This window comes from Pedobacter xixiisoli, from assembly GCF_900215335.1.
Taxonomy (GTDB): Bacteria; Bacteroidota; Bacteroidia; order Sphingobacteriales; family Sphingobacteriaceae; genus Pedobacter; species Pedobacter xixiisoli.
The window spans coordinates 492,759-505,412 of record NZ_OCMT01000003.1; the positions used below are offsets into that span (position 1 = coordinate 492,759).

Below are 12,654 nucleotides of genomic sequence, written 5' to 3' on the forward strand. Positions count from 1 at the left end.
TTGGTAGGTTTAAAATGGGTTATTGCCTAAATTTATTTGGTGTATATTGATATGTGCTAAATCTTTAAAAGAATTAGTGGTAAATATTTTTTCGAATGATTTGCCTAGCTCATCAAAACCTTTGCTGAAAATGCCATGGCTTACAGCTAAATATAATTTCCCAGCATTTTTGTTTTTCAGTTCTTCTGCCAAGCCGATAAATGTTCCACCACCATCACAAATATCATCTACAATTAAACAATCTCTACCTTGTAGGTCATCTGCATAAACTTTAAAGCCAGACAGTTTACCTGTTTTTACGTTTCTACTTTTGCTGCACTCCACCACTTCGATACCACCTAGAAATTCAGAAACCTTGTATATTTTTTTCAATGCACCACCGTCTGGCGAAATCAATATTACTTCATTGCCTATTTTTTCAATTACTTCAGCTATAAATTTATGATTGGCAACTACCTCGCAATTGTTCAAAACAGCAGGAGTAACCTCAGAGTGTGCATCAAAAACAATCACTTTTTTAAAGCCAAGACCGTTAATGATATCCGCATAGACCTTAACCGATAAAGGTTCGCCTTTAATCATCACTCTATCTTGTCTCGCCCCAGGAAAATAAGGAATATATAAATTGGCAATTTCCACTTGCATTCTTTTCAATGCATCTACCGCTAAGCATAACAGCCCTAAATCATTAAAAGAGTTTAGTCTATGAGTTATGGTTACGCTTTCTTTAGTATCAAAATTAGGATTGATTTTTAGGTGTGGTTCGCCTCCAGAAAAAGTAAAGCTTTCAAACTGTATTTCTTCGCCATCTAATGGTTTGAAATATGGGTCTAAGTTGATTATCATAATTCTCTAATTTGTGTAATTATTACGCAAAATTATAAGAATTAAAATAACATACAAATGTTTGTGTAAAAATTACGCAAAATAAATATCGAATATAAATCCTTCTTTTGTTAATTTATTGTATTTCAGTTTATTGAATTTAAATAGTTTTGCAGGTCTACCATTTTTCTTATTTCCAAATTTTTCAGTTTCTTCTACAATACCAAAACTCAATATCTTTTTTCTGAAGTTTCTTCTATCTATTTCTTTCTCCAAAATAGTGCAGTATAGGTTTTCCAATTCTGAAAAAAGAAATTCTTTTGGTAACAAATCAAAACCAATTGGCTGATAAGTTAATTTGTTTTTTAGACGTTGTTTCGCCGTATTTAAAATTAATTGATGGTCAAATGCAAGTTTAGGTAAATCGTTAACAGGAAACCATTGCGCATCTTCTGCATCTGTATCTGCTTTTATAATAAGCTTAGTAGAATTCACTAATGCGAAGTAGGCTACAGAAATCACCTGAAATCTTGGGTCTCTATTTACGTCATCGCCAAATGTATAAAGCTGTTCCAGGTAATTCACCTTAATTCCAGCTTCTTCTGCTAATTCTCTGTTAACAGCAGTATGAAGTGTTTCGCCATCTTTCACAAAACCGCCAACCAAAGCCCATTGATTCTTCAATGCACCATATTTCTGCTTAATCAATAATACGTTCAGGCTGTTTTCTTGGTAACCAAAAACAATTGCATCAACTGCTATTTTAATATGCTGATTAAGTTCCATATTTATATGCGTAAATTTTACGCAAAAATAAGTATTTAAATTTAAACAGAGAGTGACAGCTAAGATCCAAGTAACATTTTAGTTCAGTTTAGGCTAACTCAATCACATTGCAGATATTTATGCTTAACAAACCTAAACTTATAAAATGCAGAAAATTTTTACCATTGCCAGTGTGTGGTTATTGTTTGCAAATTTTGCTTTTGCACAACAGCGTACGCAATCAGGAAATAACCAACAGAGAGTAAGTTCGGCAGCGGCAACTCCAGCAAATGCGGCAGCTAAAGAAGAAGTGCCAACTAAAACTAGCACCAACATCGCATCTAGAAACATTGTTCCAGAAAGTTCGGTAGTAACCAATCACTCGGTTACAATTAATGGAAAAGCAGTGCCTTACAAAGCCACAGCAGGTACCTTACCCGTTTGGGATGAAGATGGTAAAACCCTCGCAGGTCTTTTTTACACTTACTATGAAAGATCCGATGTAAGTAACAAAGAAAGCCGTCCTTTGGTCATTTCCTTTAACGGTGGTCCAGGTTCTGCATCAGTTTGGATGCACATTGCCTATACAGGACCAGTAGTGTTGAAGATAGATGACGAAGGTTATCCCGTACAGCCATACGGATATAAAGACAATAGCACTTCGATATTAGACGTAGCGGATATTGTTTATATCGACCCTGTAAATACTGGTTATTCAAGAGCGGTAAATAAAGATGTGCCTACCAATAAATTTTTCGGTGTACGTGCTGATATCAAATACTTGGCAGAGTGGATCAATACCTTTGTGACCCGTACCAACCGTTGGGCTTCTCCAAAATATTTGATAGGTGAAAGTTATGGAACAACCCGTGTTTCTGGCTTGGCTTTAGAATTACAGAGCAATCATTGGATGTACTTAAATGGTGTGGTTTTAGTGTCGCCAACAGAGCTGGGCATACAAAGAGGCACGGCAATGGATGCTGCTTTACGCTTGCCTTATTTTGCCGCAACGGCTTGGTATCATAAAGCTTTATCTAGCGATCTACAAACGAAGAAGCTAACAGATATGCTGCCAGAAGTAGAAACTTTTACCATCAACGAATTGGTGCCTGCCATGGCTAAAGGAGGTTTTCTGCCTATAGAAGAAAAAAGGAAAATTGCTGCTAAAATGGCTCGCTTTTCAGGATTGTCGGAAAAGGTGATTCTACAAAATAATTTAGATGTTTCTACCAATTTGTTTTGGAAAGAGTTGTTGAGGGATAAAGGTTACACTGTTGGCCGCTTAGATTCAAGATACAAGGGAATTGATAAATCGGATGGAGGTGAGCGCCCAGACTATAATGCTGAGTTAACCTCTTGGTTGCATTCATTTACACCGGCTATCAATATGTATCTGCGTAATGAACTTAATTATAAAACAGATTTAAAATACAACATGTTTGGGCCGGTACGTCCTTGGGATAATACTGGTGATAATACTGGTGAAAACCTGAGAGCAGCTATGGCTCAAAACCCATATTTGCATGTATTGGTACAATCAGGTTATTATGATGGTGCTTGCGATTACTTTAACGCCAAATACAACATGTGGCAAATGGATCCAAGTGGCAAACTGAAAGACAGAATGAGCTGGGAAGGTTATGAAAGTGGTCATATGATGTATCTCCGTAAGATAGATTTAGCTTTGGGAAATGACCATATTCGTGAGTTCATAAAGAAATCGACACCAAAAGCTGGACAACCCGCTAAATTTTAATTAAGAGATAAAATAATGGATTGCCCCGTAAACCTTCATAGGGTTGCGGGGCTTTTTTATGGTAGTTTATACTTGACTATTTTGCATCCAATGGTGCGGTTATTACCTAAAATGAAGTAAGCATTAATTTATTATCAATTGTTTCCAGATAAATACGTAATTTTGCTGCCCCACTATGGAACAATTGAAAACATCTTTTGATTTTGAAAAGCCTTTGTCGGATTTGTACCAACAAATCGAAAAGGTTAAGCAAATTGCCGATAAGACTAAAGTAGACATGTCGGCTACACTTGCAGAGCTAGAAGAGAAAGCTTCGCAGACTAGTCAAAGCCTTTATGCTAATCTAACAGGATGGCAGAAAGTTCAAATGTCTCGTCACGCAGAGCGTCCTCAAACACTAGACTATATTAATCTAATCTGCGATGATTTTATCGAATTACATGGCGATAGAACTGTAGGCGACGATAAAGCTATTATTGGTGGTTTCGCTACTATTAATGGCCAAACTGTAATGGTTATCGGTCACCAAAAAGGAAAGAATACTAAGGAGCGTCAATACCGCAACTTTGGTATGGCTAACCCAGAAGGTTACAGAAAAGCGTTACGTTTAATGCGTCTGGCAGAAAAATTTAACAAGCCTGTAATTTCTTTCATCGATACGATGGGTGCTTACCCAGGTTTAGAAGCCGAGGAGCGTGGACAAGGTGAAGCTATTGCTCGCAACTTATTGGAAATGTCTGTGCTTAAAGTGCCAATTCTTTGCTTTATTGTTGGCGAAGGCGCTTCTGGCGGTGCATTAGGTATTGGTATTGGCGATAAAGTTTACATGTTAGAACATACTTGGTACTCGGTAATTTCTCCAGAATCTTGTTCTTCTATTTTATGGAGAAGCTGGGATTTCAAAGAGAAAGCCGCGGAATGCTTGAAGCTTACTTCTGAGGATATGTTCAAAAACCAACTGATTGATGGTGTGGTTAAAGAACCTCTTGGTGGTGCGCATCAAAATCCAGAAGAGATGGCTGGTACGTTAAAAGCTCAGATTTTAGATGATTTGAAAGCATTGAAGAAAATTAATTCAGATAAACTTATTGCATCAAGAATAGATAAATTCTGTGCAATGGGTGTAGTAAATGAGTAATCAGTTTACAAGCTTCAGTAGCTAATACTGATCATAGAATATTAGAAGCACAATCATAATTGATTGTGCTTTTTTGTTATTGGCATTTTTAAAATTGCTGTTATTGATACCTATCCCAACTTCCGTAATTGCGAATGGAAGCCTTGAACTCAAAGAGAAGGGAGCGGTTTTTAGACTTACGAAGTTTCGAAAACTTCGTAAGTCTTTTGATGGCCACCACTTCGAATAATTATTCCTAATTTCCAATATCGCTTTTGGCTAGGAACCTGAGTTAGATTATTAATTCATTGATTTCAGAAATAATATGGCGTTCAGTATGGCCGACCCTGAAATAAATTCAGGGTGACGTTAAATCGATGCTCTGTCGTGCTGAATTTATTTCAGCATCAGCTTGGAAGGCTTTTTAGCGACTTTTATAATCGAACTCAGGTTAGTTAAATATCCACTACTACTTTACCAGAACTATGGTTTTCGCACTTTTCAATAGCTTCATTCATGAGAGAATTTGAACCAATTTAGCTTTCCTGCCGCTTTAGTTGATCATTGAGGTAAAAATTTTAACTGCAGACTTTAAAACAAAAAAGCCGTCCCAATTTAAATCGGGACGACTTTATTTAGATTATAAATTTGTTTACAAAGTCATGAAATCTGGAGGAAGTTCTCCAAAATATTGAGCGAAGTTTCCATGAGTAAATAAAGATTTAATTTGATTTTCCAAATCTTTAGCCAACTTAGGTTGACCGTATTGTGCGGCAACTTTAGCCATTGGCATTAATCCGTAAAACAAACCAATTTGGATAGGTTGTTGACCAACCAATCTGTTTTTGCTTTTCGAAATATCGCCCAAATAAGTCACTTCTTTTCCGATGTAGTCAGCGTATTTTTTAATTAACTGATTTGCTTTTTCGGTTTCACCTAAAATATAAAGGTTTTGTGCCATTGTTGGTGCTCCCATAGCAGCACGCATGCCGTAAATCTTAGTCGGAATTACTTCGTCATACCTCTTCATCACTTTTTTAGCGTCTTCTAATCTACCGGCTTTAATTAAACCAGTAGTTAAACTATTAAAGATATTGTTGAAGATAGAGATGTCATCAGCAGATTGAATATCTAAATAGTTGGCATTTTTAATATTGCCCCACTTAAATTTATTCATTACGTGCTCGTACATTGGCTCTAAGTTAATAGGCTGCTCTTCTTCGCCTCTTTTGGCAGGGTCTAAAGGCAATAATCTCAATGCTAAACCCTCGCTGTATAGATATTTATCTAAACCGTTAAACTGGTCTGAAGGTACGGTACTCGCAAAATAAATTGGACGTTTCCAGTTATTGTGCGCTAAGATATCCAACATGGCTAAAGTACCTTTGGTCACATAGCCCTTGTTAAAATCCCAAGTTAAGCTAGGCACAATTTCTCCGGCACGGTTTGCAGGTAAAGTTTTAGTGTTGATTACATCTTGTGGATTAACCGTTAACTTAAATTTCTTAGTAGGGATGAAGTTGGTTGTGGTACCATCCTGTAATGGCAGCTTGTCTTCAGCATCTTCTGATAACAATAAATCTACAATTTGCTTTAACTCAACCGGATCTGCTATGCCCATATCTTTGTGATACATTACATCTCTTACTCCAGAAACATATTGTTTTTCTGTCATCGATAATGGTAATGCTTCAGACTCGTGAACCTTACGTTTCATACCATTGATATACCAATCTGTATCGAATAAACTTAAGTTTACCAATCTAATATCAGGCCTGATGCCTTCAACTTCTTGTGCGTACCATAGCGGATAAGTATCATTATCGCCGTAAGTAAATAGAATGGCATTTGGTGCGCAAGATTCCATGTAGCTAATGGCTATATCGCGAGCTAGTGTTTTTTCAGAACGGTCGTGGTCATTCCAACCTTCCTTCGCCATTAATACCGGCGCTGCTAATAATCCTATCACACTTGCTGCAATAGCACCAGTTTTCGGATCTATTTTCTTTAGTAGCCACTCTTTGATAGCGATAATTCCTAAGCCAATCCAAATGGCAAACGCATAGAAAGAGCCCACGTAGGCGTAATCCCTTTCCCTTGGTTCCATTGGTTTTTGGTTAAGGTAAATTACAATGGCCAATCCTGTAAAGAAAAACAAAAGACCAATAATACCCGCATCTTTGGAATGACGGTTGAAATGCCAAATGGCGCCAATTACGCCTAAAATTAGTGGCAAGAAATAGAAACGATTATACGAATTACTTTCTTTAATAGATGGAGGTAAATTGCTTTGATCTCCATAAAGCATGGCATCAATAGGCTTCACTCCGCTGATCCATTGGCCTTCGTAAATGCTACCTTGCCCTTGCTCTTCGTTTTGGCGACCAGCAAAATTCCATAAGAAATAACGCATGTACATAAATCCAACCTGATGGCGCATAAAAAATCCAACATTGTCGAAGAAACTAGGGAAATGCTCATCGCTAAAGCCCATCATGTCCTTATAGTAGTCAATATGTCTTTGGTCGTCGCCGTACATACGAGGAAATAAAACCTCATGTTGCAACCTACGTATACTGTCAGGGAAGGTTTCATTCTCGCCGTAGATACGCTTTGATTTGACTCCCGAAACTTCATATTTAGTATCCCCTTTGCGGTAAGATTTTCCAGTTTCTACAATAATAGGAGCAGAACCATCTTCTTTATATTTAGGGATAGAATTGTAGTTAGGTCCAAAAAGTAATGGTCTATCTCCATATTGCTCTCGGTTTAAGTAGCTCAAGAAAGAGAAAGCATTGTCTGGATCGCTATTGTTTAGGTTTGGTTTTGCCTGTGCCCTAATTAAAATCATAGCGAAGGACCCGTAACCAAAAATGATGAGTACAGTAGATAACAATGCTAAATTTAAAATTCTTTTTTGGTGTTTGATAGAATATCTGATGCTCCAAACAAAGCCACCAATAATTAAGAGCACAAAAAACAATACACCAGTTCCAAAGCCTAAGCCTAAGGTGTTTACAAAGAAAAGGTCAAAGTAAGCGCCAAATGAAACTAGATATTGGATAATGCCATATTGTACAACTGCTAAAATTAAGATACCGATGCCTAAGGTTTTAAAAATACCTGCGGTAGTTGGTTTTTGTTCTTTTTTGAAATAGTAGACAAAAGCAATAGCTGGTATGGTTAAAAGGTTTAATAAGTGAATACCGATGGATAAACCCATGATATAGGCAATAAAAAGTAACCATCTATCCGCTTTAGGCTCATCGGCAACAGCTTCCCATTTTAAAATGCCCCAAAATACAATGGCGGTAAATAAAGATGAAAGTGCGTAAACCTCTGCCTCTACAGCAGAAAACCAAAAGCTGTCTGAGTAGGTATAAGCTAAAGCGCCAACTAAACCAGCACCCATAATGGTAATTAAGTTTGCAGTACTGATTGCTTCACCTTTTTTAATGAGTACTTTTTTTGCTAGTGCGGTAATCGTCCAAAATAAGAAGAGAATAGTAGCGCCACTTGCTACCGCAGAACCGAAGTTCATGAAATAAGCGATTTTAGTTTTATCGCCCATGGCAAATAATGAGAAGAAGCGTTCTATCATTAAAAATAGCGGAGCTCCTGGTTGGTGTACTACCTGCATTTTATATGCAGAGGCGATAAACTCACCGCAATCCCAAAAACTTGCGCTTGGTTCTAACGTTAAAACATAGGTAAGGGTGGCTATGAAAAAACAGGCCCAGCCAATGATATTGTTTACTTTTGAATAGTTCATATTTGTGATATGATGATTTCTAATCCTTATAGTTTGATGCATTAAAATGCTGCCGAAAATAAAGAAATAGATTGATATAGGAGTGTGCGATTAGCCTTATTTAACAAAAAATAACTAAATCTCGTTGATAGTCAGTGGAGGTAGAAAATAATTTGAAATTTTTTGCGCAAGATATTTGCAAGTTTCAAAAATGTGCGTACATTTGCATTCCCTTTCAGCAACACGCTTGATAGAGCGTTTGAAAGAGAGATTGTCCGATAGTATAAGGGTAGTACGACAGTTTTTGGTACTGTTTGTCTTGGTTCGAATCCAGGTCGGACAACAAATCACTTCGGGTTGTGAATAAAACCGCAACCCGATTTTTTATTAACAAGCATTGATACCCGCAAATCATGCCATTGCAATTTAACCCTGTTAAAATTTTCCCCGGAAGTGGAACCAAGGACCTAGCTAGTAAAATAGCTGAAGAATATGGTAAACCTCTAGGTAATGTTACCCTAAGTAAATTTAGCGATGGCGAATTTCAGCCTTCATTTGATGAATCGGTGAGGGGATGTGACGTTTTCTTAGTACAATCTACTTACCAACCAAGTGATAATTTAATGGAACTTTTGTTAATGGTTGATGCAGCTCGTAGAGCATCTGCGCATTACATTACAGCTGTTGTTCCTTATTATGGTTTGGCCCGTCAAGATAGAAAAGATAAGCCAAGGGTGGCAATTGGTGCTAAATTAGTAGCAAACTTGTTAAAAGCTGCGGGTATTCACCGCATTATGACCATGGACTTGCATGCGGCGCAAATTCAAGGTTTTTTTGATATTCCGGTAGACCACTTGGATGGGGCGGTAATTTTTGTACCTTATATCAAAAGCTTAGGTTTAGAAAACTTAACTATTGCTTCTCCTGATATGGGAGGTTCATACAGGGCTAGAACTTTTGCTAAATATTTTAATGCTGAAGTTATCATTTGCGATAAACGTCGTAAACGTGCCAATGAAATAGAATCAATGTCTATTATTGGTGATGTTACTGGACAGGATATTGTTTTGATTGACGATATCTGTGATACTGCTGGAACTTTAGCGAAAGCTGCGCAGTTGATTATGGATAACGGTGCAAGAAGTGTTAGGGCAGTTTGTACACACGCTGTATTGTCTGGTAAAGCTTACGAAACCGTAGAAAACTCGGTTTTAGAAGAGCTGATTGTAACAGATACTATTCCTTTAAAACAGCAAAGCGCTAAAATTAAGCAGCTAAGTACTGCTAAATTGTTTGCAAAAGCTATTGCTAGTGTAAATGAATACGGCTCAATCAGTGAGCTTTTTAAAGTGTAATTAAAGGTATGAGGTAAAAGGTTTAAGGCGTAAGTCTTGATACTCGATACTAAATACTTGATACTAATAAATAAATAAATAAATATAATATGAAAACTATCGCTATTAGCGGTTCTCTTAGAGAGAGCGTAGGGAAACGCGATGCCAAAGAGCTTCGCTACGAAGGTAAGGTTCCCGCTGTATTGTACGGAGGTACTGAACAAGTACACTTTGCTATCACAAGAACTGATTTAAATGATGCTATCTACTCTCCAGAAGCTAGTTTCGTTGAAATTACTGTTGGTGGAAAAGCTGTTAAAGCTATCGTAAAAGATGCTCAATATCACCCACTAACTGACTTGTTATTACACGTTGATTTTCTTCAATTATTTGATGATAAAGAAATCAACATGGAAATTCCTGTTAAATTAACTGGAACTTCTCCAGGTGTTAAAATGGGTGGTAAGTTAGTTCAAAAATTACGTAAACTACGTGTTAAAGCATTGCCTAAAAACATGCCTCAAGTAGTAGAAGTAAGCATTGATAAATTAGAAGTAGGTAACTTATTCCGCGTTCGTGATTTACAAAAAGGCGAATACTTCGTAACTAACACTCCTGAAGATACTATCGTTTCTGTAGGTATGTCTAGAGCATTGAAACAAGCTGAGAACGAAGCTAAAGGTAAAAAATAAGTCAAGATTTCTTGATTTACAAGAGAAGCGTTCCGATGAAAATCGGGACGCTTTTTTTTTTGATTCTCTCTGCCCATTGGCCATCTCTCCCAGAGGTAGATAAATTTGCAGGCGACAAATATAAATTTTGCTATTTCTCTCACTATCGGAGAGTTGGTGTAGCCAGAGAGGGATTGATAATGTATATGTTCATCAAACATCAAAGGTTTTGCTAGTCGCTCTTCCAAATCAATGACATACTATTATCTTTGTCCTTATGAAATTTCTGATTGTAGGTTTAGGCAACATTGGTGCCGAGTATGTGGGCACAAGACATAATATTGGTTTTGATATTGCAGATGAATTGGTTGATGGCTTGGAAGGCAGTTTCGAACACGGTAGGTTGGCTTACCATGCAGAGGTGTCTCACAAGGGCAAAAAGCTGCATGTGATTAAGCCTACTACGTACATGAATTTAAGCGGTAAAGCAGTTAACTATTGGATGAAGGAACTGAAAATTGCTCCTGAAAACGTATTAGTTTTAGTTGATGATTTGGCTTTACCTTTAGGGAAGTTGAGAATGAAACTGAAGGGCAGCAGTGCAGGCCACAATGGACTAAAAAGTATTGAAGAAGTTTGCGGTGGACAGGATTATGCTCGCCTTCGTTTTGGTATTGGAGATGATTTTCCGAAAGGAAGACAAGCAGATTTTGTACTGGGACAGTTTGATAAAAATGAAAAAAAAGAACTGCCCGTATTAGTAAATAGGGCAGTTAGTATGATTAAAAGTTTTGCGACTATTGGCGCAGCGCAAACCATGACCTTGTTTAATAAATAACAAAGCTATTTTTTGGTAAGCCTAGTGATTTTTTCGTGAAGAGAACCAATTTTAAATGGTTTCCCAATAATGTCATCAGCGCCTACACGCTTTGCAGTTTCTTTGTCAGAATCTAGCACGCCTGCCGAAAACGAAATGATTGGTGTATTTTCCTTTCCAGGAATATGACCTTCTCTAATTTTCTGTATAGCCTCTAATCCGTTCATTACTGGCATGTAGGTGTCCATCAATATTAAATCAAAGTTCTCTTTTTCCAGTGCTTCTAAGGCAGCTGCACCATTGGTAACTACTGTAGATTGAACTTTCCAGTCATTTAATATTTTAACAATTAGGAAGACGTTGATAGAATTGTCTTCTGCTACTAAAATCCTCAAACCATCTAGCGTAGGGAGTTTCTCGGGAGCTTTTTTAATATCTACCCTTTCTTCCTTCTCTATTATTTTATACCATTTGGTGAATGAGAAAGTACTCCCTTTGCCCAGTTCACTTTTTACATCTAATTCTCCGCCTTTTAATTCGGCCAGTTTTTTAACAATAGACAAGCCTAATCCTGTGCCACCATAAACTCTGGTATGTACGTTTTCAACCTGCTCAAAAGAGTGGAAAATAGTTTTAATGTTATCTTCAGCAATACCAATCCCCGTGTCAATTACTGAGAATCTAAGTAATGCGGTGTTGCCTCTGTTTTCCAGCACTTCTAGTTTAAAAGTAACCTCGCCTTCGTTTGTGAACTTTACCGCATTGCTTAACAAGTTCATGAAAATTTGATTCAAGCGAAGTGAATCTGCCATAATGTATTTTGGTACATTTTGTTCGATAATGAGCTTTAAACCAATGTGTTTTTCTAGCGCTTTAATATTTAGCAAATTTGCAGCTTGGGTAGCTAACTCTTTGATGTTTGTTTCCGCAAAACTGATGGTGTATTTGCCAGCTTCAATTTTAGAAAGGTCTAGAATGTCGTTGATAACACCTAACAAAGAATTAGAAGATATATCGAGTAGGCCTACAATTTCTTTCTGATCCTCTGTTAATTCCTGTTGGTTGAGTAGGTGAACTAGCCCTAGAATGCCATTAATAGGCGTACGAATTTCGTGGCTCATGTTGGCCATGAAACTCTCTTTTGCTCTTTTTCCCTGTTCAGCTTCTTCTTTTGCCTTAATTAAATCAGACTGTATTTTTTCGAGCTGTTGGTTTTTAGTCTTAATCTCTATTTGTGTTTTAACCAACTGGATAAATGAATCTACCTTCGCAGAAGTGATATATGGATCTAAAGGCTTGTATAAATAATCAACAGCACCGGCACTTAAACCTCTAATTGCATATTTGGCCTCGGTAGAAATTGCAGTTACAAAAATGATTAATATATCTTGTGTTCGAGCATTGTTTTTAAGTATTTCAACCAATTCGAAGCCATTCATTTCTGGCATTTGTACATCTACAAGGGCAATAGCAATTTCTTTCTCCCAGCATATGCGTAGCGCATCATTGGGCGAAGTAGTGGTAATGATATTAATATCGTTCCTATTTAATAAGGCTTCTAAAGCAATGATATTCTCCTGCTTATCGTCAACAATTAAAAGGTTAATTTTGCTCATTT

9 protein-coding genes are annotated in these 12,654 nt (G+C 37.2%); 5 read left to right on the forward strand and 4 right to left on the reverse strand.

From position 1 onward, the window contains the following. Positions 1 to 9: 9 nt before the first annotated feature. Together prs and CRO54_RS14210 are read right to left on the reverse strand one after the other, a co-directional pair. Complete coding sequence (gene prs / locus CRO54_RS14205) at positions 10 to 846, reverse strand: ribose-phosphate diphosphokinase (protein WP_097132737.1); 837 nt, start codon at positions 844 to 846, stop codon at positions 10 to 12. Positions 847 to 918: 72 nt separating this feature from the next. Then, on the reverse strand, positions 919 to 1,611 hold the full coding sequence (locus CRO54_RS14210; RefSeq protein WP_097132738.1) for an NUDIX hydrolase: 693 nt from the start codon (positions 1,609 to 1,611) through the stop codon (positions 919 to 921). 145 nt (positions 1,612 to 1,756) lie between these two features. Here CRO54_RS14210 and CRO54_RS14215 point away from each other — a divergent pair, with 145 nt between their 5' ends. After that, positions 1,757 to 3,346 carry a S10 family peptidase gene (locus CRO54_RS14215; protein ID WP_097132739.1) on the forward strand — a complete coding sequence of 530 codons (1,590 nt, stop codon included), beginning with the start codon at positions 1,757 to 1,759 and terminating at the stop codon, positions 3,344 to 3,346. A 175-nt stretch (positions 3,347 to 3,521) separates the two neighbouring features. Next, positions 3,522 to 4,484 carry an acetyl-CoA carboxylase carboxyltransferase subunit alpha gene (locus tag CRO54_RS14220; RefSeq protein WP_097132740.1) on the forward strand — a complete coding sequence of 321 codons (963 nt, stop codon included), beginning with the start codon at positions 3,522 to 3,524 and terminating at the stop codon, positions 4,482 to 4,484. Positions 4,485 to 5,115: 631 nt separating this feature from the next. Here the strand turns inward: CRO54_RS14220 and CRO54_RS14225 are convergent. Further along, positions 5,116 to 8,235: a protein O-mannosyl-transferase family gene (locus CRO54_RS14225; protein ID WP_097132741.1), complete on the reverse strand. Its 3,120-nt coding sequence runs from the start codon at positions 8,233 to 8,235 to the stop codon at positions 5,116 to 5,118. A 392-nt stretch (positions 8,236 to 8,627) separates the two neighbouring features. On the opposite strand from CRO54_RS14225, the gene CRO54_RS14235 reads away from it, so the two are divergent. The 3 genes from CRO54_RS14235 (at position 8,628) to pth (ending at position 11,057) form a co-directional block, all read left to right on the forward strand. Continuing rightward, positions 8,628 to 9,569: a ribose-phosphate pyrophosphokinase gene (locus CRO54_RS14235; protein WP_097132742.1), complete on the forward strand. Its 942-nt coding sequence runs from the start codon at positions 8,628 to 8,630 to the stop codon at positions 9,567 to 9,569. An 89-nt stretch (positions 9,570 to 9,658) separates the two neighbouring features. After that, entirely contained in the window at positions 9,659 to 10,240 is a 582-nt protein-coding gene (locus tag CRO54_RS14240; RefSeq protein ID WP_097132743.1) for a 50S ribosomal protein L25/general stress protein Ctc, read from the forward strand. Between the two features lie 256 nt (positions 10,241 to 10,496). Next, positions 10,497 to 11,057 (forward strand): aminoacyl-tRNA hydrolase, encoded by a 561-nt coding sequence (gene pth, locus CRO54_RS14245; protein ID WP_097132744.1) that lies wholly within the window; start codon positions 10,497 to 10,499, stop codon positions 11,055 to 11,057. 5 nt (positions 11,058 to 11,062) lie between these two features. Here the strand turns inward: pth and CRO54_RS14250 are convergent, their stop codons facing one another. Next, the gene (locus CRO54_RS14250) at positions 11,063 to 12,652 is read right to left on the reverse strand and encodes a response regulator (protein ID WP_097132745.1); all 1,590 of its coding nucleotides are present in this window, start codon (positions 12,650 to 12,652) and stop codon (positions 11,063 to 11,065) included. Positions 12,653 to 12,654: the final 2 nt, after the last annotated feature.